Origin of the sequence: Tannockella kyphosi (assembly GCF_021054785.1) — a bacterium.
Lineage (GTDB): Bacteria > Bacillota_I > Bacilli_A > Erysipelotrichales > Coprobacillaceae > Tannockella > Tannockella kyphosi.
Genome location: NZ_CP088239.1, coordinates 1,967,404 through 1,987,605, shown reverse-complemented (window position 1 = coordinate 1,987,605; position 20,202 = coordinate 1,967,404). Strand labels below are relative to the sequence as shown.

General features: G+C 31.1%; 21 protein-coding genes. 17 read left to right on the top strand and 4 right to left on the bottom strand.

Annotated elements, in window-relative coordinates:
- Genes LRR82_RS09655 through acpP form a run of 7 tightly spaced genes read left to right on the top strand, consistent with a single transcriptional unit; the run spans position 1 to position 5,616 of the window.
- Positions 1–933 carry a DUF561 domain-containing protein gene (locus LRR82_RS09655; protein ID WP_249029223.1) on the top strand — a complete coding sequence of 311 codons (933 nt, stop codon included), beginning with the start codon at positions 1–3 and terminating at the stop codon, positions 931–933.
- Position 934: 1 nt separating this feature from the next.
- Complete coding sequence (locus LRR82_RS09650) at positions 935–1,987, top strand: NAD(P)H-dependent flavin oxidoreductase (protein ID WP_249029222.1); 1,053 nt, start codon at positions 935–937, stop codon at positions 1,985–1,987.
- Entirely contained in the window at positions 1,984–2,925 is a 942-nt protein-coding gene (gene fabD / locus LRR82_RS09645) for an ACP S-malonyltransferase (RefSeq protein ID WP_249029221.1), read from the top strand. The genes LRR82_RS09650 and fabD overlap by 4 nt, the downstream gene beginning before the upstream one ends.
- Positions 2,907–3,656: a 3-oxoacyl-[acyl-carrier-protein] reductase gene (gene fabG / locus LRR82_RS09640; protein ID WP_249029220.1), complete on the top strand. Its 750-nt coding sequence runs from the start codon at positions 2,907–2,909 to the stop codon at positions 3,654–3,656. Before fabD ends, fabG begins: the two co-directional genes overlap by 19 nt.
- Positions 3,657–3,666: 10 nt before the next feature.
- The gene (fabF, locus tag LRR82_RS09635) at positions 3,667–4,899 is read left to right on the top strand and encodes a beta-ketoacyl-ACP synthase II (RefSeq protein ID WP_249029219.1); all 1,233 of its coding nucleotides are present in this window, start codon (positions 3,667–3,669) and stop codon (positions 4,897–4,899) included.
- A 12-nt stretch (positions 4,900–4,911) separates the two neighbouring features.
- The gene (fabZ, locus tag LRR82_RS09630) at positions 4,912–5,337 is read left to right on the top strand and encodes a 3-hydroxyacyl-ACP dehydratase FabZ (RefSeq protein ID WP_249029218.1); all 426 of its coding nucleotides are present in this window, start codon (positions 4,912–4,914) and stop codon (positions 5,335–5,337) included.
- Positions 5,338–5,391: 54 nt separating this feature from the next.
- Complete coding sequence (gene acpP / locus LRR82_RS09625; RefSeq protein ID WP_249029217.1) at positions 5,392–5,616, top strand: acyl carrier protein; 225 nt, start codon at positions 5,392–5,394, stop codon at positions 5,614–5,616.
- 20 nt (positions 5,617–5,636) lie between these two features.
- On the opposite strand, the gene LRR82_RS09620 is transcribed toward acpP, so the two are convergent.
- Positions 5,637–6,425, bottom strand: coding sequence for an HAD family hydrolase (locus LRR82_RS09620; RefSeq protein ID WP_249029216.1), 789 nt, complete (start codon positions 6,423–6,425; stop codon positions 5,637–5,639).
- 154 nt (positions 6,426–6,579) lie between these two features.
- Between LRR82_RS09620 and LRR82_RS09615 the strand changes: the two genes are divergently transcribed.
- The 5 genes from LRR82_RS09615 to LRR82_RS09595 all read left to right on the top strand — a co-directional run bounded on the left by LRR82_RS09615 (position 6,580) and on the right by LRR82_RS09595 (position 12,428).
- Positions 6,580–7,407 (top strand): sulfide/dihydroorotate dehydrogenase-like FAD/NAD-binding protein, encoded by an 828-nt coding sequence (locus LRR82_RS09615; protein WP_249029215.1) that lies wholly within the window; start codon positions 6,580–6,582, stop codon positions 7,405–7,407.
- Complete coding sequence (gltA, locus tag LRR82_RS09610) at positions 7,407–8,792, top strand: NADPH-dependent glutamate synthase (RefSeq protein ID WP_249029214.1); 1,386 nt, start codon at positions 7,407–7,409, stop codon at positions 8,790–8,792. The genes LRR82_RS09615 and gltA overlap by 1 nt, the downstream gene beginning before the upstream one ends.
- A 136-nt stretch (positions 8,793–8,928) precedes the next feature.
- Complete coding sequence (locus LRR82_RS09605) at positions 8,929–9,750, top strand: MerR family transcriptional regulator (protein ID WP_249029213.1); 822 nt, start codon at positions 8,929–8,931, stop codon at positions 9,748–9,750.
- A gap of 76 nt (positions 9,751–9,826) precedes the next feature.
- Positions 9,827–10,858: an NAD(P)H-dependent amine dehydrogenase family protein gene (locus LRR82_RS09600; protein ID WP_249029212.1), complete on the top strand. Its 1,032-nt coding sequence runs from the start codon at positions 9,827–9,829 to the stop codon at positions 10,856–10,858.
- Between the two features lie 208 nt (positions 10,859–11,066).
- On the top strand, positions 11,067–12,428 hold the full coding sequence (locus LRR82_RS09595; RefSeq protein ID WP_249029211.1) for an MATE family efflux transporter: 1,362 nt from the start codon (positions 11,067–11,069) through the stop codon (positions 12,426–12,428).
- On the opposite strand, the gene LRR82_RS09590 is transcribed toward LRR82_RS09595, so the two are convergent.
- Genes LRR82_RS09590 through LRR82_RS09580 form a run of 3 tightly spaced genes read right to left on the bottom strand, consistent with a single transcriptional unit; the run spans position 12,425 to position 14,599 of the window.
- Positions 12,425–12,970, bottom strand: a complete 546-nt coding sequence (locus tag LRR82_RS09590) for a phosphohydrolase (protein ID WP_249029210.1) — start codon at positions 12,968–12,970, stop codon at positions 12,425–12,427. The two genes, LRR82_RS09595 and LRR82_RS09590, sit on opposite strands and share 4 nt — an antisense overlap.
- On the bottom strand, positions 12,967–13,416 hold the full coding sequence (locus tag LRR82_RS09585; RefSeq protein WP_249029209.1) for a GNAT family N-acetyltransferase: 450 nt from the start codon (positions 13,414–13,416) through the stop codon (positions 12,967–12,969). The genes LRR82_RS09590 and LRR82_RS09585 overlap by 4 nt, the downstream gene beginning before the upstream one ends.
- Position 13,417: 1 nt before the next feature.
- A complete protein-coding gene (locus tag LRR82_RS09580; protein ID WP_249029208.1) occupies positions 13,418–14,599 on the bottom strand; it encodes a cation:proton antiporter in 1,182 nt (393 codons plus the stop codon).
- A gap of 152 nt (positions 14,600–14,751) precedes the next feature.
- Here LRR82_RS09580 and LRR82_RS09575 point away from each other — a divergent pair, with 152 nt between their 5' ends.
- From LRR82_RS09575 to LRR82_RS09555, 5 genes are all read left to right on the top strand, one after another.
- Positions 14,752–15,417: a helix-turn-helix transcriptional regulator gene (locus LRR82_RS09575; protein WP_249029207.1), complete on the top strand. Its 666-nt coding sequence runs from the start codon at positions 14,752–14,754 to the stop codon at positions 15,415–15,417.
- Positions 15,418–15,426: 9 nt separating this feature from the next.
- Positions 15,427–17,064 carry a putative manganese-dependent inorganic diphosphatase gene (locus LRR82_RS09570; RefSeq protein ID WP_249029206.1) on the top strand — a complete coding sequence of 546 codons (1,638 nt, stop codon included), beginning with the start codon at positions 15,427–15,429 and terminating at the stop codon, positions 17,062–17,064.
- On the top strand, positions 17,064–17,336 hold the full coding sequence (locus tag LRR82_RS09565) for an RNA-binding S4 domain-containing protein (RefSeq protein WP_249029205.1): 273 nt from the start codon (positions 17,064–17,066) through the stop codon (positions 17,334–17,336). Before LRR82_RS09570 ends, LRR82_RS09565 begins: the two co-directional genes overlap by 1 nt.
- Positions 17,337–17,455: 119 nt before the next feature.
- Entirely contained in the window at positions 17,456–18,211 is a 756-nt protein-coding gene (locus LRR82_RS09560; RefSeq protein ID WP_249029204.1) for an SDR family NAD(P)-dependent oxidoreductase, read from the top strand.
- Positions 18,212–18,371: 160 nt separating this feature from the next.
- Positions 18,372–20,162, top strand: coding sequence for a GGDEF domain-containing phosphodiesterase (locus tag LRR82_RS09555; RefSeq protein WP_249029203.1), 1,791 nt, complete (start codon positions 18,372–18,374; stop codon positions 20,160–20,162).
- The last annotated feature ends 40 nt before the right edge of the window (positions 20,163–20,202 follow it).

The following is a 20,202-nucleotide window of genomic DNA, read 5'->3' as shown; positions in this document are numbered from 1 at the left end:
ATGAATATTAATGAACTATTACATATAAAGTATCCCTTAATTCAAGGGGGAATGGCAAATATTGCAACAGGAGCATTTGCAGCTAGCGTTAGTAATGCAGGAGGATTAGGTTTAATTGGGGCAGGAGGAATGGACGTAGCAACGTTAAAAGAAAACATTCAAGAATGTCGCAGGCTAACAGATAAACCTTTTGGTGTTAATATTATGTTATTAAATCCTTTTGCAAGTGAGATGGCTCAAGTAGTTATTGATATGGAAGTACCTATTGTTACTACCGGTGCCGGGAATCCTGGTCCTTATGTCAAAGCTTGGAAAGAAGCAGGGATCCTTGTTTTACCAGTAGTTCCAACAGTAGCACTAGCCAAAAGAGTAGCAAGAAATGGTGTAGATGGAATTATTGTAGAAGGTTGTGAAGCAGGTGGACATATTGGTGAATTAACAACAATGGCATTAGTACCACAAGTAGTAAATGCCGTGGATATTCCAGTTATTGCAGCTGGCGGAATAGCTTCCGGAAAACAAATGTTAGCAGCTTTTGCCTTAGGTGCAAGTGGAGTACAAGTAGGAACTTGTTTACTAACAAGTGATGAATGTCCTATCCATGAAAACTATAAACAAGCTATTTTAAAAGCAAAAGACAGTGATACAATTGTTACTGGAAGAATTGGTGGAACACCAGTTCGTATTTTAAAAAACAAAATGTCAAAAGAATATGTACGCAAAGAAAAAGAAGGTGCAACCTTAGAAGAACTAGAAATATATACATTAGGTTCTCTAAAAAAAGCAGTAGTAGAAGGAGATATTATAAATGGTTCTTTAATGGCAGGACAAGTAGCTGGATTAATTACAGAATGTAAACCAGTTAAAGAAATTATTGAACAATTATTTAAAGAATATAAAGAAACTTATCAACTATTGGCTAGTGAGGTATAAGATGAAAATTCAATTAAATCAACATACAATGACTATTCCTATTATTCAAGGTGGAATGGGAGTAGGGGTATCTTTAGGGAATTTAGCAGGACATGTTGCATTGAATGGAGGGATGGGAGTGATATCAACGGCTCATCCAGGCTATCGAGCTGATGACTTTTTAAAAAATACAAAAGAAGCAAATGTAAGAGAATTACAAGTAGAAATAAAAAAAGCAAAAGAAATAGCGAATAACAATGGGATTGTTGCTATTAATGCAATGGTTGCTATTAGAGATTATGAATTAATGATAAAAGCAGCATTAGATGCAAAAGTAGATGCTATTATTTCAGGAGCAGGATTACCTCTTAATCTACCAGCTTTAGTAAAAGGACATGATGTATTAATTGCACCTATTGTTTCTAGTAAAAAGGCATTAGCAGTTATATTAAAATCATGGCAAAGAAAACATCAAAGAGTACCTGATTTTATTGTTATTGAAGGAGCTCTTGCTGGAGGACATTTAGGTTTTCATAAAGAAGATTTATTAGAGGGTAAAGTACAATCATTAGAAGCTATTTTAATAGATGTTTTAGAACTACTAAAACAACTAGATTTATGCATACCAGTCTTTGTAGCTGGTGGAATATATACGGGTCAAGATATTCGTAAATATATAGACTTAGGTGCAACAGGCGTACAAATGGCAACCCGTTTTATAACAACAAATGAATGTGATGCAAGTTTAGCTTATAAACAAGCTTTCTTACAAGCAACAACCAAAGACATTGATTTAGTTAAATCACCAGTAGGTATGCCAGGAAGAGCAATTAAAAATAAACTAACTGAAAAGTTAGAAAAAGGCCAAAGAATACCGATTAAACATTGTTTCCAATGTTTAATACCATGTGATCCTAAAACAACACCTTATTGTATATCTGGAGCATTGATAGATGCAGTGAAAGGAAATAAAGAAGAAGGATTGTTTTTTAGTGGAAGTAATGGATATTTAAATAAAGAAATTATTTCAGTAAAAAGATTAATAAAACAACTAATGGAGGAATGTTATTCATGAAGATAGGATTTATATATGCAGGACAAGGGAGTCAATATGTAGGAATGAACCAATCATTTTATGATAACTATGAACAAGCAAAACAATTATTAAATAGAATTAATCCTTCTATTAAACAATTATGTTTTCATGGTCCAATAGAAGAATTATCTAAAACAAGCAATACACAACCTTGTATGGTTACAACTGCTATTATTGCTACAAAATTACTAAAACAAGCAGGTATTGAACCAATAATAACATGTGGTTTAAGTTTAGGAGAATACTCTGCATTATATGCTAGTGGGGTATTTGATGAAGATACAGTACTAGATTTAGTAAACTATCGAGGACAAGTAATGGAAGAAGCAGTAGCAGGAATGAAAAGTAAAATGGTTGCTGTAATAGGGTTACAAAGAGAACTAGTATTAGAAGCAATAACAAAGGTTTCTTCAGGAATAGTGGAAGTGGCTAACTATAATTGTCCTGGACAAATTGTGATAGGTGGGCAAATAGAAGCAGTCGAAGAAGCATCTAATTATTGTAAAGAATTAGGTGCTAGAAGAGTAATTGCTCTTAATACAAGTGGACCTTTTCATACCTCATTGTTACAACAAGCTAGTGAAAGATTAAAAGAAAAGTTGGAAACAGTTCACTTTCAAACAATGAAAATACCAGTAATATTTAATAGTACGGCTACTCTTTTACAAGAGAACCAATCAATCCCTAACTTATTAGAAAAACAAGTAATGACAAGTGTTTATTTTGAGGATAGTATTTATAAAATGATAGATTATGGAATTGATACAATTATTGAAATAGGACCAGGGAAAGTATTAAGTGGTTTTGTTAAAAAGATAAACAAAGAAATTACTTGTTATCAAGTAGAAGATAAAGACTCATTAGAGAAAACTATTTCTCTAATAAAAGGAGATAACGAATGGAACAAAGAAAAGTAGCTTTTATTACAGGTGGTAGTAGAGGAATTGGACAAGCAATTTGTATTGCTCTTGCAAAAGAAGGTTATCATATTGGATTTAATTATGTTAGTGGAGATGAAACAAACCCAAATGTAATAAAAACAAAACAATTAATAGAAGAATATGGAGTAGAAGTATTTTCTATTAAAACAAATATAGCTTCTTTTAAAGATACACAAATCATGTTTGATGAAGTAATAAAAGTGTTTGGAAGAATAGATGTTTTAGTAAATAATGCAGGTATTACAAAGGATAACTTATTATTGAAAATGAAAGAAGAAGCATTTGATGAAGTAATAGATGTTAATTTAAAAGGAACATGGAATTGTATGAAATGTGTTTCTAAAATTATGTTAAAACAACGTTGTGGATCAATTCTATCTATGTCCTCTGTTGTTGCATTACATGGTAATGCAGGACAAGTAAATTATTGTGCTTCAAAAGCAGGAATTATTGGGATGAGTGTTGCTTTGGCTAAAGAATTAGGAACTAGAGGAATCACGGTAAATACGTTAGCACCTGGGTTTATTGATACAGATATGACACAGGGGTTAAGTGAAGAAATAAAACAACAATTAGTAAAACAAATCCCATTGGGGAAACTTGGTAATGTGGAAGATATTGCAAATGCAGTCGTGTTTTTAACAAGTGAGAAAGCAAAATATATTACTGGACAAACTATTTATGTTGATGGTGGTATGGGGTTATAGGAGAAGGATAATGGAAAAGAGAAGAGTTGTTATAACGGGATTAGGGACAATTAATGCAATTGGACATAATGTAGAACAAACTTGGCAAAGTATTCAAGATGGAGTATGTGGGATAGATGAAATTACGAATTATGATGTCAATCTAACAAAAGTAAAACTAGCAGCAGAAGTAAAAGACTTTGATGTTACTAATTTTTTAGATCGTAAGTCAGCAAGAAGAATGGATCGTTTTACACAGTTTGGTTTAATAGCAGCAAAAGAAGCATATCATGACGCTAATTTAGAAGATGCAATTATTGATCGTGATCGTTTTTCTGTTTATGTATCTAGTGGTATCGGTGGTTTGGGTACTATTGAAACAGATCATAGTAAAGCATTAGAGAAAGGATATGATCGAGTATCACCTTTCTTTGTACCAATGGTTATTGTAAATTTAGCAGCTGGAACCATTGCAATTGAACTAGATGCTAGAGGAATGTGTACATGTCCAGTTACTGCTTGTGCTGGAGGAACGAATGCGATAGGTGATGCTTATCGTTCTATTAAAGATGGTTATAGTGATATTGCATTAGCAGGAGGATGTGAAGCAACCATTACTCCTTTAGGTGTTGGAGGATTTGCTTCCATGAAAGCCTTAAATGAAACAACAGATAAATCACGTGCTTCTATTCCTTTTGATAAACAAAGAGCAGGATTTGTAATGGGAGAAGGAGCAGGTATGTTAGTATTAGAAGAGTATCAACATGCTATGAATAGAGGTGCTAAAATTTATGGAGAAATAATAGGGTATGGTGTAAGTTGTGATGCGAATCATATTACGGCACCTTTGCCAGATGGTAGTGGTGGAGCAAAAGCAATGATCAATGCTATTCAAGAAGCGAATATAGAAGCAAATCAAATAGACTATATTAATGCCCATGGTACTAGTACACCTTTAAATGATCAATGTGAAACAAGTGCGATTAAAATCGCATTAAAAGAACATGCTTATCAAGTAGCAGTATCTTCTACAAAGTCGAATATGGGACATTGTTTAGGAGCTGCTGGAGGTATTGAAGCAATAGTATGTATAAAAGCTATGCAAGATTCATTAATTCCAGCAACTATTAATTATCAAGAAAAAGATGATAATTGTGATTTAGATATTGTTCCTAATGTAAATAGAAAACAAGATATCCAAATAACAATGAGTAACTCATTAGGTTTTGGTGGACATAATGCATCGATCTTATTTAAGAAGTAGGAGGGAGAAATAATGAAACTAACTAGTAATCAAATACAAGAAATCAATCCTCATCGTTATCCTTTTGCACTAGTCGATCGCATTGATGACTATCAGCCTGGGGAATATGCCAAAGGGATAAAATGTATTAGTGTAAATGAAGCTCAATTTTGTGGACACTTTCCACAACATCATGTGATGCCTGGGGTCTTATTGGTAGAAGCATTAGCACAAGTAGGTTGTATCGCTATTCTTACAAAAGAAGAAAACAAAGGGAAGTTAGTTTTCTTTGCTGGGATTAACGGATGTCGTTTTAAAGGACAAGTGATTCCTGGTGATGTTGTTGAATTAAGTTGTACATTAATAAAACAAAAAGGACCAATTGGTATTGGTGAAGCGATTGCCAAAGTAGATGGGAAAACGGTAGTAAAAGCAGAGTTAATGTTTGCAATACAATAATATTTACTTTTAAAATAACCTAGGGTATAATCATCTTATCTAGGAGGAAGAACCATGGAATTAGATAAAGTTAAGAAAATTATTGTAGATGTATTAAAAAAAGATGATGTAGAAATTACATTAGATACAAACCTAAGAGAAGATTTAAATGCAGACTCTTTAGATGCTATTGAATTAATTATGGCGATTGAAGAAGAATTTGATGTTGAAATTGATGATGAAGTAGCAGTAGAAATTAAAACAGTAAGAGATTTTGTAGAATATTTAGAAAAAAAATAAGGTTCCTAAGGACCTTATTTTTATATAATCTTTAATTGTTCTAAAGCATATGCAATACCATCATCATTAATATCTTTTGTAACAAAATAAGCTAGTTCTTTTAAACTAGGATCTTCTGCATTCCCCATTACAACAGAATGCTTTACATACTTTAACATAGCTAAGTCATTGTTACTATCACCAAACACATAACAATCATCAACACTGATACCTAAGTAATCCGCAATAAATTGTATTCCTGTTGCTTTACTATAAGGAGCAGGAACTAGTTCTCTAAATCCTGGACCTCTTTCAATACAATCAAAATCAGTTACTTCTTTAGCAAAAGATTCATAATCTGACTGTTCATCAAAGAAGACAACTCCTTTATCAAAATCAATTATTTCATCTTCTAAATTACCTACTTTAAAACCTCTTGATTGTAAACTAGTAGAAATAATTTTTGCTTTTTCAATACGATGATTATCAGTAAAATAAATAATATTTCTTCCTTCAAAAACACCATCTAGCTTATATTTTCTAGTACTTTCAACAAGCTCCTTACATCTTTTAGAAGTTAATGTAAAATGAAATAATTCTTCATCTTTAAAATATATATTTGTACCACAACCACAAACAAATCCATCAAATCCTAAATCAAATAAATAACTATCTAAAATAGAAAAAGGTCTACCAGTATTAACAATTAAAATATGGCCTTTTTCTTTTGCTTTTAATAAAGCTACTTTACAACTATCTGGAACAGTATGAGTTTGTTCATCGGTAAGTGTTCCATCAATATCAAAAAAGAGTATTTTTTTATTTTCCATTTATTTCTCCCCATAAGAATGCTTTTAATAGAAATATTATAAAACCAAAACTGTTGGAAGGCAATATTTTTCTATCTGTGCAAAAACAATTGTATTTTATACAAGAAAAGCTTAAGATATATGTATGTGTATCTATAGATAGAGGAGGGTATTTATGTACAAGATTGTAAAAAAAGAGAAGTTGAATGAAGTAGTAGAATTAATGGAAGTTCATGCTCCGTTTGTGGCTAAAAAATGCGAAGCAGGACAATTCATTATTCTAAGAGTGGATGAAGCAGGAGAAAGAATTCCTTTAACTATTGCTGATTTCAATCGTGAAGAAGAAACAATCACTATCATTTATCAAATTGTTGGATATTCAACAAAAGAACTTGCAAAGTTAAATGAAGGTGATTCTGTATTGGATTTTGTAGGACCATTAGGTGTACCAACAGAATTCCATGAAACAAAACGTGTTATTGGTGTTGCTGGTGGAGTAGGAAGTGCTCCATTATATCCACAAATCGCTGCATTGGCTGCTAGTGGCGTAGAGTGTGATGTTATCATAGGAGGTCGTAGTGCTGAATATGTTTTATGGGCTGATAAGTTTGCAGATGTCTGTAAAAACGTATATATTGCTACAGATGATGGAACTTTAGGAACAAAAGGATTTGTTACTACTATCTTAAGCGATTTATTAGAAAAAGGGGAAGTATATGATGAAGTAATTGCTATTGGTCCTGTACCAATGATGAAAGCAGTTGTTGGAGTTACAAAACCATTAGAATTAAAAACATCTGTATCATTAAATCCAATCATGATTGATGGAACAGGGATGTGTGGATGTTGCCGTGTTACAGTAGATGGAAAAGTTCGTTTTGCTTGTGTAGATGGACCAGATTTTGATGGATTACTAGTTGATTTCGATGAATTAACTAATCGTCAAAAAATGTTCAAACATGAAGAAGGACACATTTGTAATTTAACGGGGGTGAAAAGATAATGCCAAACATGTCAATGGATAAGGTAAAAATGCCTGAACAAGATCCAAATATCAGAAATAAAAACTTTGAAGAAGTATCATTAGGATATACTCCAGAACAAGCAATAGAAGAAGCAACAAGATGTTTAAATTGTAAACATCAACCTTGTAAAAAAGGTTGTCCAGTAGGAGTACCAATCCCTGAATTTATTCAAGCAGTAGCTGCTGGTAATTTTGAAGAAGCTTATGATATTGTTACTAGTGAAAATGCATTACCTGCAGTTTGTGGTCGTGTATGTCCACAAGAAAACCAATGTGAAGGGAAATGTGTTCGTGCTATTAAAGGAGAAGCAGTTGGTATCGGTCGTTTAGAAAGATTCGTAGCTGATTATCATATGGCACATGGAACAAAGAAAAAAGTTGAAATTACTCCAAATGGTAAGAAAATTGCAGTTATTGGTTCTGGACCAGCTGGAATTACTTGTGCTGGAGAGTTAGCTAAAAAAGGATATGATGTAACTGTATTTGAAGCATTGCATACAACAGGAGGAGTATTATCTTATGGTATTCCTGAATTCCGTTTACCTAAATCTTTAGTAGCAAAAGAAGTAGAAAATGTAACAGACTTAGGTGTTAAAATAGAAACAAATGTAGTAGTAGGACGTTCTATTACTATTGATGAATTAAAAGCAGAAGGATATGTTGGTATATTTGTAGGTAGTGGAGCAGGCTTACCAAGATTCCAAAATATTCCAGGAGAAAGTTTAAATGGAGTATATGCTGCTAACGAATTCTTAACTCGTGTTAACTTAATGAAAGGGTACTTATTCCCTGAACATCCGACACCTGTAAAAATCACAGAAAGTGTATGTGTTATTGGTGCAGGAAATGTAGCAATGGATGCTGCTAGAACTGCCAAAAGATTAGGTGCAAAAGATGTATATATTGTATATCGTCGTAGTGATAAAGAAGTTCCTGCAAGAGAAGAAGAAGTACATCATGCTAAAGAAGAAGGAATTATTTTTAAACTATTAACAAATCCAATTGCTATTTATGGAAATGATGGTTGGGTAGAATCAATGGAATGTGTGGAAATGGAACTTGGAGAACCAGATGAATCTGGAAGAAGAAGACCAGTTGTTAAAAAAGATAGTAACTTTAAAATTCCTACAGGAACAGTAATTGTTGCTATTGGACAAAGTCCAAACCCATTAATTCGTCAAACAACTCCTGGTTTAGATACTGAATCTTGGGGTGGTATCATTGTAAATGAAGATACAATGAAAACAAGTGTAGATGGTGTTTATGCTGGTGGTGACGTTGTTACTGGAGCAGCTACTGTTATTCTTGCTATGGGAGCAGGAAAAACTGCTGCTAAAGCGATTGATGAAGCATTAAGTAAATAGTGCCTGTTTTAGAGAAATGATAAAGATAGTAACTATCTTGTTGTTTCTCTTTTTTTATCAAAAAAGGCTCTTTATTTGGGCTATTTTTATTGCATTAAACATTATAGCTACTATAATGTTTAAGTGAGGTGATTGAATGAAATATTCTATAGGTAAGATGGCAAAATTAAATAATGTTTCTCAACAAACATTACGTCTATATGACAAAATTGGCTTATTTAAACCAATGTATGTTAAAGAAGAAAACAATTATCGTATGTATGATTTATCACAGTGTGCTAGATTAGATTTAATTCAGTACTTAAAAAATTTAGGAATGACTCTAAAAGAGATCAAAGAAGTATTTGATTGTAAAGATATTGAATTATTACAAGGAAAACTAGAAGAAGAAAAGCAACGTATTGAATTATTACAACAACAATTACAATCACAAACAAAAGCAATAACTAGAACAATAGATTCTTTAGAGATGTTAAAAGTAGTACCTAAAGTAGGACAAATAACAGTCGAATTTATTCCTAAAAGAAAATTATTAGTAATTGATGAAAAAGTAAATATTTATGATTTTGGTTTAGATACATATGAATCTATTTTAAGACAATTTAAAGAAGATATAGCAAAATTAGGAATAGATCCTTCCTTTTATTTTAATCCTGGATCAATTATGGATAAAGAATACTTTTTAACCAAAGAATTTTATTCAACAAAGTTATTTGTATTAGTGGATGAAAAAATTCATCCAAATGTTGAAATGTTACCTGCCAATATGTATGCTTGTATTTATTGTGATTCTTTTGAAAATGAAGTAGTATATGCTTCTTTATTATTAGAACAAATAGAGAAACAAGGATATGAAATAGTAGGAGATTATTTATGTGAAACAATTAATGATATGATATTATTTGATGATTATAAACGTAATATGTATTTAAGATTACAAATCCCAATCAAATTGTAAAAAAATTCACAAAGTTCTTGACCTTATTGTAACTATAAGCTTTATAGTTGTAGTATAAGTCAAGGAGGAATGACAAATGAACAAAGAAAAAGTAAGAGTAGTACAATATGGATGTGGGAAGATGTCAAAATATACACTTCGTTATCTATATGAAAAAGGTGCAGAAATTGTAGGTGCTATTGATGTAAATCCAGAAGTAGTAGGAATGGATGTAGGTGATTGGGCTGAATTAGGTGTAAAATTAGGAGTAACAATTAGTGATGATGCAGATGCTGTATTAGATAATTGCGATGCAGATGTTGCTATTGTGACTCTATTTAGTTTTATGTCTGATTGTTATGATCATTTTGAAGCTTGTGTAAAACGTGGAATCAACGTTATTACGACATGTGAAGAAGCAATCTATCCATGGACTACAGCTTCTCAACTTACAAACAAATTAGATGTTCTTGCAAAAGAAAATGGATGTACTATTTGTGGTGCTGGTATGCAAGATATGTATTGGATTAACATGATCGGTGCAGTAGCTGGTGGTGTTCATCATATTGAACGTATTGAAGGAGCAGCATCTTATAATGTAGAAGAGTATGGTTTAGCTCTTGCAAAAGCACATGGGGCTGGATTAACACCAGAAGAGTTTGAAAAATCAATTGCTCATCCTGAAGTATTAGAACCAAGCTATGTATGGAATTCTAATGAAGCTTTATGTAATAAAATGGGGTGGACAATTAAATCACAAACACAAAAATGTGTTCCTTATTTCTATGATACTGATTTATATTCTGAAACTTTAGGTGCTACAATTCCTAAAGGAAACTGTATTGGTATGTCTGCAGTAGTTACAACAGAAACATTCCAAGGACCTGTAATTGTTACTCAATGTATTGGTAAAGTATATGGACCAGATGATGGTGACATGTGTGATTGGAAAATCATTGGAGAACCTGATACTACATTCTTCGTATCAAAACCAGCAACTGTAGAACATACTTGTGCTACGATTGTAAATCGTATTCCTAGTGTAATTAGTGCACCTTGTGGATTTGTTACTGTTGAAAAATTAGATGAGTTAGGATACTTAGCATATCCATTACATTTCTATTGTTAATAAAATAAGTTACTGTTTATAACATGATAAACAGTAGACAAAGCTATTGATGAAAGATGAATTAAATAATTAGACTTCCTTAGGGGAGTTTTTTTTAGAAAAGAGAAGGATTATTTTTTGAATGTGTTTACACAATATAAAAAAATAACTATCTTCATCATTTTTGTGCTATAATCCTTGTATTATAAATTGGGGAAAAGAGATAAAAATGGGAGCAAGTACAAAAAAGAATGAAATAGATATGACAACAGGGTCTATCATAACAAAACAAATAAAATTCATTATTCCTTTGATGTTTACAGGTGTTTTACAGCTTTTATATAATGCAGTAGATGTCATTGTAGTAGGAAGATATGCAGGTACTACTGCATTATCTGCAGTAGGATCTACAGGAGCTTTAACGAACCTTATTATTAATATCTTTATTGGATTATCAATCGGGGTTAGTGTTACAACAGCTACTTATTATGGTCGTAAAGATGATGCCAATGTACAAAAAACAGTACATACAGGAATAGCGTTAGCAATTATTGGAGGGATTTTCTTAGTTGTCTTTGGTTATATTGCATGTCCCTATTTATTAGAATGGATGTCTACACCAGATGATGTTATTGTACAAGCAACAACATATATGCGTATTATCTTTGTTGGAATGCCTTTTAATTTAGTATATAACTTTAGTGCTGCTATTTTAAGAGCAGTAGGAGATACAAAAAGACCATTACAATACTTAGGGTTTTCAGGAATTGTGAATGTTGTTTTGAATTTAGTATTTGTTATTAATTTTAAAATGGATGTTGCAGGTGTTGCACTGGCTACTATTATTTCACAAGCAGTATCAGTGATATTAATTTTAAGATGTTTATTAAATCAAGAAGGTTCCTTGCAATTAACAATGAACAAGATAAAAATACATAAAGCACAAGCATTACAAATTATTCGTATTGGACTTCCTGCAGGTATTCAAAGTTCTTGTTTTTCTTTATCTAATGTAGTAATACAATCATCTGTCAATGGATTTGGTTCTATTGTAATGGCTGGTAATGCAGCTTCTGCTAGTTTAGAAGGGTTTATGCATGCGGCAACTACTAGCGTAACACAATCTGCAATCACCTTCTCTGGACAAAATAGAGGAGCTAAAAATTATGATCGTATTCGAAAGAACTTGATTTGTGGATCTTTACTTGTATTTGCAGTAGCAATGATTTTTAGTAGAACATTCTTATTATTTGATAATCAATTTATTGGTTTATATACAACAGATACTGCTGCAATAGCTATCGGTATCAAACGTCTAAGCGTGTGTGCAACATTTTACTTCTTCTTTGGTTTAATGGATGTTACTTCAGGTATGCTTCGTGGATTAGGAAAATCTATGGGACCAATGATTATCTCTTTAATGGGAATATGTGGTTTTAGAATTATTTGGATATTTACTGTATTTGCACAATCACCAACATTGGATACTTTATATTTATCTTATCCAATATCATGGATATCAACATGGCTTGTCTTATTATGTTATTATTTTGTAACCATTAAAAATATAAATAAAAACACGTTTGATTAATCAAGCGTGTTTTTTAATAATTCACTAGCAATAGATAAAAATTCATTTTCAACATCCAAAGGATGTTGAAAAGAAAGTACTTCTCTATGAAGTAAACTAGGATATTCATTGTTTTTTATTTGAGGCATTAGATGAACAAATTCATAAGATAATACAGTATCATCGATATCAAAAACCTGAGTACTTTCTTCTAGAGTTAATGATCTAGTTAGAAATTTATTAAATATTTGATTTTGTAACTTATCTTCTAGTTGTTTATGTTCCGGTATTATTTTTTTAATAGGTCGTGGTAAATCAGAAATATATGCTTCATTAGCGTCATGTAATAAACATGCAAGTTGAACAGCGTTCGAATAATTTCTCTTTTTTGCTTCATGGTAACAATAAATACAATGTTGACCAACACTATAAAAGAAACAAACATGACCATTCCCCCGACATAATAAAGATAATGCATGAGCAATATCTACTAATTGAATATCTTCATCTTTACAGTCCAAAGGGTCAAAAAGAATTCCTGAATAAGTATTAATAGGACTCATCGTTCTATCTCAAAATCTAACCATTCATGGTTATCTACAAAACCATATTTAAAATAAACAGGCATTCCTTTTGTAGAAGCATTTAACCAAACTTTTTTAATACCACGATCTTTTATTTCTAAACATAACTTATCTAAAATATTCTTGCAAATCCCTTGTCTGCGATAATCTTGATGAGTATAAACATTACAAATATATGCTTTTAACCCACTAGGATTATTATATCCTGGAGGAAATGCATAAACAATAAAACCACCACAAGCTATTGCTTTTTCATTGTCATAGACAATGATTTGATAAAGATTATTGGCTTGTAATATAGATGTAAAATATTCTTTTAATTGACTTTCAATAGGTTGATAAGTACTACCTTCATCTATTAGTTGTTGTATACGTAAGTCAATAAGTAAATCAACATCATCTAGTGATGCAACTTTATAATTCATACTACTCCCCCTTCACTAACAAAACAGGATACAAACGATCAATTAGAATTGCTCCAATAGGAGCAGTAAACAAAATAGCTAATACAGCAATTGTTAAAATCATTGCTCCACAATCTAACCCTGCTGCCAAAGGCAATGCTCCAATAGCTGCTTGTACTGTAGCTTTTGGCATATAGCTAAAAGCTACAAAAAGTCTTTCTTTCTTGTTTAGATTGGTTTTTAATACTGCAACGGATACACCAAGCATACGGAATAATTGAATGATAACTAATAAAACAAAAGCAATTAAACCTGCATTCAACGCTAATTGAATATCAACACAAGCACCAACTAAAACAAATAACCAAATTTCAGCAACAAACCATAAAGAACCAAAAGGAACAGAAAGTTGTTTAGCTAAAACATTATCCTTAAAATTAATTGTAACACCCATTGTCATAATAGATAACAAAGCTGAAAAAGTAATAATACCAGTACAATAGTCTTCTAAAGTAAGTAATAAAAAACTAATTGATAACAAAATCAATACTTTCGAAATATCATGTACTTGAAAATGATGAAAAAAGTAAATAACAAGATGTCCAACAACGACACCCACTCCAATTCCTAAAACAATAGAAAGAGGAATTGTTAAAAAAATACTTGTATCAAAAGAACCAGTAGATAATAAAGATAAAGTAGCAGTAAATAAAATAATAACAAAAACATCATCTACAGCCCCACCAGCCATCACCATTTGAGGAATATTCTTATTAGAACCATATCCATTATCCATTAACTTTAACATTCTAGGTACTACTACAGCAGGAGATACTGCAGCTAAGACAGTTCCCAGTAACAAAGCTTCCATCATAGTAAAATCTAAAAGAATAGGTGCCACTAATAAAGTTCCAACAATCTCAAAACAAGCAGGAACAAAACATAATAAGAAGGCAGGACGACCCACTTTCTTTAATGCAGATACATCTAGATTTAAACCAGCTCTAGTTAAAATAATTACTAACGCTAATTCACGTAAATCACTAGAAATAGCTAACAAAGAATCATCTAATAATTGTAACATCGAAGGTCCTAATAAAATACCAACAAGCAACATCCCAATTAAACTAGGTAACTTAAGCATATTAAAAAACTTACCAGCTAAAAGCCCACCAATAAATAATAAACCAAAAGAAAATAACATAAAAACCTCCTTTTTAAAAACTATAAATATTATAGAACTATCAAATAAAGAAAGCAATAATTAGAATATTATAAGAGTTTATTATCATGATAAAAAAGGTGGAAAAAAACAAAAGTTTGATGTATAATAGCTTAACAAGGAGTGTGAGTGAAATGTATGAAGGACTAAAGCCATATGTAAAGATCGTAGAATTTCTAGGAGCAGCACTAGGAGATAATGTTGAGGTAGCTTTGCATGATTTAACATCGAAAGAACAAGAAGTAGTAGCAATCGCTAATAACCATAATTCAGGAAGAGAAATAGGGGCTAAATTATCTAATTTATCAATGCATTATTTAGATGAAAAACAATATTTAGATCATGATCATGTTATTAATTACAAAACAGTAGGATCAGATGGAAAATTAATGAAGGCAGCAACTTACTTTATTAAAGAAGAAGATAAAGAAATGCCAATAGGGATGTTATGTGTTAATGTAAATATTTCTGACTTTGAATACCTAACAACAACAATACAAAAAATATTAGGTATTAAAGAAGAAAGTGATATTGAATTTAAAATGGATAATCCAGTAGCTATTTTATCTTCACCATTAGAAGAAATGATTGATTTATATATTAAAGAAAGTTTAGAAGTTATGGGATTCCCACCTTATTTTTTACCAGAACGTTTAAATGTAGATGAAAAAATAAAAGTAGTAAAATATCTACAAGAAAAAGGTACTTTTAAAGTAAAAGGATCAATAGGTTTAGTAGCTGATAAATTAGCTGTATCAGAACCAACAATTTATAGATATTTAAAAAAGAATGATAAATAGGAGATAGGAATGGAAGAATTAGTTTATGTAAGTGGACATCGTAATCCAGATAGCGACTCGATTTGTTCTGCTATTGGATATAGTTATTTAATGAATGAGATTAAAAGATATATAGCAGTGCCTGTTAGAATAGGAGATGTAAGTAGAGAAACAGAATACATCTTAAAATATTTTAATGTAGAAACACCTGTTTTATTAAAAACAGTAAAACAAAAAGTAGAAGATTTAAACTATGATAAGATGACAATGTTTTCAAAAGAACTAACAATGAAAACAGCTTGGTCTTTAATGAAACAACAAAGTTTAAAGTCAGCACCAATTGTAAGTGAAACAGGACATTTATTAGGTTTGTTATCAACATCAAATATGATTGAAGGTTATATGGAAAAATGGGATAGTAATATTCTAAAAGAAGCACACACACCAATAGAAAATATAATTGATACTTTAGAAGCAAAAGTAATTTATTTAGAACCTAATTTAAGAACGGTACAAGGGGAAATCCACATTGCTGCTATGCGTGGACAAGAAGCTCGTAAACGTATTAAAGAAGGAGATATTGTTATTGTAGGAGGGGATCGTGATGAAGCATTAGAATCATTAATACTCTCTAAACCTTCTTTAGTTATTTTAACTGGATCACTTTCTGTAGATTTAGATATGTTAGAACAATTAAAACAAGAAGGAATTAGTATTGTTTCTACTTCTTTTAATACCTATTTAACTTCACAACAAATTGTACAAGCATTACCAGTAGCACATATCATGCAAAAAGGAAACTTAATGACTTTTAGTGTGGATGATACAGTAGAATACATGAAAGATATTATGTCTCAAACTCGTTATCGTAGTTATCCAGTAGTTGATTTAAATAATCATTGTGTTGGTAGTGTATCGAGATATGCATTATTAAAAGGACTTCGTAAAAAGGTTATTTTAGTAGATCATAATGAAAGAGGACAATCAATTCATGGTATTGAAGAAGCAGATATTTTAGAGATTATTGATCATCATCGTGTAGCTGATATTCAAACTATTTCTCCATTATTATTTAGAGGAGAACCAGTAGGATGTACTGCTACGATTGTTACTAAATGTTATAAAGAAAATAGTGTGGAAATACCACAAGATATTGCAGGATTATTATTAGGAGCAATTATTTCAGATACTTTATTATTTAAGTCTCCTACATGTACTCCTACGGATACAAAGATAGCAAAAGAATTAGCGAAGATTGCAGGTGTTGATATTTATACATTTGGAATAGATATGTTTAAAGCAGGTACTTCTTTAGTTGGAAAATCAGTAGATGAAATATTCCATCAAGATTATAAACGTTTTAATTTTGATAAAAAAACTGTTGGAGTAGCACAAGTTAATTCAATGGATATTGAAGGATTTATGCCTTTTAAAGAAGAAATGTTAGCGTATATGGAAAAAGAAGCAAAGAATAATGATTTAGAATTCACATTATTATTATTAACCGATATTATTAATGGAAATAGTGAAATCTTTGTTGCAGGACCACGTCCTGAATTAGTAGAAAATGCATTCCATATTAAATTACAATCAAGTCAAGCTACGTTAACAGGTATTATATCACGTAAAAAACAAGTAGTTCCTGCTATTACCGAGGTAATGGAATAATGCGTTTAGATAAATTTCTAAAAGTATCACGTATTATTAAAAGAAGAACATTATCAAAAGAAATAAGTGAAAGCCAACGTGTAAAAGTAAATGATAAAGTTGCAAAACCATCTACTAAATTAAAGATAGGTGATATCATTGAAATAGAGTTTGGTAGAACAAAACTAGTAGTACAAGTAAATCTATTAAAAGAACATGTTTTAAAAGATGAAAGTACAATGTTATATACTATTTTAAAAGAAGAACGAATAGAAAGAGAAGACTCTATATAAAAGAGTCTTTTTTTATAGTAAAGAATGGTACATAACTAATTAGGATCCATTCCTTTACAGGATATAGTATTGGTGTTAGTATAATAATAAGAAAACATAGAATAGATGGGAGAAAAAGTATGAGATTAGAAGGAAAAGTAGCAGTTATTACAGGTGCTAATTCAGGTGTTGGAGCTGCGATTGCAGAGTTATTTGCAAGCGAAGGTGCAAGTGTTGTAATTAGTGCAAGAAGAGTAGAACCTTTACAGGCAGTTGCGGATAAAATTGAATCATTAGGTCAAAAAGTATTATGTGTTCCTACTGATATTTCAAATCAAGAAGATGTTAAAAATTTGATGGCTCAAGCAAAAGAAACATTTGGAGCTATTGATATTTTAGTAAATAATGCAGGGGTATTAGATAAAAACCTATTAGGTATCGCTAGTTTTGAAACTGACGATTTAGACAGAGTTTTAGATATTAATACAAAAGGAACAATGTATTGCATGAGAGAAGCTCTAGCATATATGCAAGAAGGGGCATCCATTGTTAATATTGATTCTGTTGCTGGTGCATATGGAACAGGTGGAGCTGCTTATGTTGCTAGTAAAGCAGCAATGTTAGGAATTACCAAACATACAGCACTAGTATATGCAGCTAGTAAAATTAGATGTAATGCAATTTGTCCAGGGACAATCATTACTCCAATGACAATGAATATTGATCGTGCAAGTTTAGATATGCAAGTAATGGGTGCGATGATGAAACATAATGATTTAAGTGTATCTCCTTGTATGGCAAGTGATGTTGCAAATGTAGCATTGTTCTTGGCTAGTGATGAAGCAAAACCAATTACAGGGCAATCATTAATTTGTGATTTTGGATCTACTTTATAAAAATGATGCAGTAGTAATATGGAGACATATTGCTACTTTTATTATGGCAAAATACCTTGTACATGATTTATCAAATCAGGTGCTAAAAAATGGAAGGGTATAAGGTTTTTGTGTTATAATTCTTGTAGCGTGTAAATCATATAAGGGTGAGGTAATATAAATGAAAGATAATAAAAAAATATTTCATTTTTATACATTGGTATGGGCATTGTTTCTTGTTGTTTTACTTTCTGCTTTATATAGAATGTATGGAGATGAACATATTGTTAACTATACAGGTGTTGTAAGAGGGTGTACTCAAAAAGTAATACTGGGAGAAACTTTGGGTAACCAAGATGAAGAGTTAATAGATTATGTAGATACGGTTATAACAGATTTGATAGAGGCTTCGCAAGGTTTTAATTCTTTTGGGGAAGATGACAATGGGTATCAAGAACAGTTAGTAGCTATTAATGAGTTGTGGTCAGAAATTAAGTTGGAAATTGAAAACTTTAGGATAAGTGGAGATTATGATTATTTATATGAATTAAGTAAAGAACACTATCAGGCTGCTGATGATTTAGTGCACTATGTAGAAGAAGTAGCGGAAGAAGAACTAGAACAATTCTTTACAATATTTTCTATTTCTTTTGTTATTACTATTTGTTTATTCTTTTACCAATTTTATCGAAATAGACGTGAACTTATTAAGAAGACAAACTATGATCCTATTACGAATATTTATTCACAGATAGGGTTTATGAATAAGATGGAGGATAAGCTTAAATCTCGAGATAGCAAGGAGTTCATATTAATAGGTATCGATATTGTTAATTTTAAAGTTTATAATCATCGATATGATCATGCTTTTGCAGATAGGATATTAAAAGGTGTTGGGGATACTTTATTAGAATGTTGTGGGGAAAATGGCATTTGTGGGCGTATAAATGGAGATAATTTTAAACTGTTCGTTGAAAATAAAGAGGATATTATTACAGTTCTTGATACTTGTTTAAGAGAAAAGCTTTTGCAATCTGGACTAGCTTTAATTTCCCAACAAATAGAATTTATTTTTAGTGCTTATGCTATTAGTGATGATAAAGAAGAAACATATTCTATTTTATCAAAAGTAAATCTTGCACATTCTTATGCAAAAACAACAGGACTGAATGGAGTTATTTGGTATGATGAGTCTTTTGTTACAAGGTTACGTTTAGAAGATGAGTATACATCTCGTTTAGAAGAAGCTATTAAAAATAAAGAATTTAAGATGTACTTACAACCACAATTAAATTTACAATCTATGATTGTATCTTCAGCAGAAGCATTAGTTCGATGGGAACCTCAAAGAGGACATATTATTTATCCGAATGAATTTATTAAGTTATATGAAGATAAAAAACTAATTTCTTTGTTAGATTATTATATGTTAGAAGAGGTATGTATTTATCTTGTAGAAAATAATCTAATGAAGCAACATTTCAAAATAGCGATTAATTTTTCTAGAGTAACATTAGATGAAGAAGATTTCCTTGATAAGTTTAATCATATTATCCATAAATATGAAGTAGATCCATCTGCTTTAGAAATTGAAATGACAGAAACATCCCTTAGTCAAATTGAAAGTGCGACGATATCAAAATTAAATACATTATCAAACAAAGGTATTACAATTACAATGGATGATTTTGGTGCAGGATATTCGAATATTACATTATTAGCAGAATTACCATTAAATATCTTAAAATTAGATCGAGAATTTTTAAATAAACTAGATACTACAAATATGCCAGATATTTTAACTAGTGTTATTGCAATGGCACATAATATTGATTTAAAGGTAGTTTGTGAAGGTGTTGAAACAGAAGAAAACATTGTCTTTTTAAAGAATAGTGGTTGTGATTATGTCCAAGGATATTATATTCATAGACCAATGCCAGCTAGTAAATTTACAGAAAAATATATTCTATAAATCTCTTTATAAAAAAGATTCGTTTGAAGCGAGTCTTTTT

Excerpts from the sequence above, each read along its gene's own strand:
- LRR82_RS09655 (WP_249029223.1), top strand. The coding sequence starts at position 1 with ATGAATATTAATGAACTATTACATATAAAGTATCCCTTAATTCAAGGG.
- LRR82_RS09650 (WP_249029222.1), top strand. The coding sequence starts at position 935 with ATGAAAATTCAATTAAATCAACATACAATGACTATTCCTATTATTCAA.
- fabD (WP_249029221.1), top strand. The coding sequence starts at position 1,984 with ATGAAGATAGGATTTATATATGCAGGACAAGGGAGTCAATATGTAGGA.
- fabG (WP_249029220.1), top strand. The coding sequence starts at position 2,907 with ATGGAACAAAGAAAAGTAGCTTTTATTACAGGTGGTAGTAGAGGAATT.
- fabF (WP_249029219.1), top strand. The coding sequence starts at position 3,667 with ATGGAAAAGAGAAGAGTTGTTATAACGGGATTAGGGACAATTAATGCA.
- fabZ (WP_249029218.1), top strand. The coding sequence starts at position 4,912 with ATGAAACTAACTAGTAATCAAATACAAGAAATCAATCCTCATCGTTAT.
- acpP (WP_249029217.1), top strand. The coding sequence starts at position 5,392 with ATGGAATTAGATAAAGTTAAGAAAATTATTGTAGATGTATTAAAAAAA.
- LRR82_RS09620 (WP_249029216.1), bottom strand. The coding sequence starts at position 6,425 with ATGGAAAATAAAAAAATACTCTTTTTTGATATTGATGGAACACTTACC.
- LRR82_RS09615 (WP_249029215.1), top strand. The coding sequence starts at position 6,580 with ATGTACAAGATTGTAAAAAAAGAGAAGTTGAATGAAGTAGTAGAATTA.
- gltA (WP_249029214.1), top strand. The coding sequence starts at position 7,407 with ATGCCAAACATGTCAATGGATAAGGTAAAAATGCCTGAACAAGATCCA.
- LRR82_RS09605 (WP_249029213.1), top strand. The coding sequence starts at position 8,929 with ATGAAATATTCTATAGGTAAGATGGCAAAATTAAATAATGTTTCTCAA.
- LRR82_RS09600 (WP_249029212.1), top strand. The coding sequence starts at position 9,827 with ATGAACAAAGAAAAAGTAAGAGTAGTACAATATGGATGTGGGAAGATG.
- LRR82_RS09595 (WP_249029211.1), top strand. The coding sequence starts at position 11,067 with ATGGGAGCAAGTACAAAAAAGAATGAAATAGATATGACAACAGGGTCT.
- LRR82_RS09590 (WP_249029210.1), bottom strand. The coding sequence starts at position 12,970 with ATGAGTCCTATTAATACTTATTCAGGAATTCTTTTTGACCCTTTGGAC.
- LRR82_RS09585 (WP_249029209.1), bottom strand. The coding sequence starts at position 13,416 with ATGAATTATAAAGTTGCATCACTAGATGATGTTGATTTACTTATTGAC.
- LRR82_RS09580 (WP_249029208.1), bottom strand. The coding sequence starts at position 14,599 with ATGTTATTTTCTTTTGGTTTATTATTTATTGGTGGGCTTTTAGCTGGT.
- LRR82_RS09575 (WP_249029207.1), top strand. The coding sequence starts at position 14,752 with ATGTATGAAGGACTAAAGCCATATGTAAAGATCGTAGAATTTCTAGGA.
- LRR82_RS09570 (WP_249029206.1), top strand. The coding sequence starts at position 15,427 with ATGGAAGAATTAGTTTATGTAAGTGGACATCGTAATCCAGATAGCGAC.
- LRR82_RS09565 (WP_249029205.1), top strand. The coding sequence starts at position 17,064 with ATGCGTTTAGATAAATTTCTAAAAGTATCACGTATTATTAAAAGAAGA.
- LRR82_RS09560 (WP_249029204.1), top strand. The coding sequence starts at position 17,456 with ATGAGATTAGAAGGAAAAGTAGCAGTTATTACAGGTGCTAATTCAGGT.
- LRR82_RS09555 (WP_249029203.1), top strand. The coding sequence starts at position 18,372 with ATGAAAGATAATAAAAAAATATTTCATTTTTATACATTGGTATGGGCA.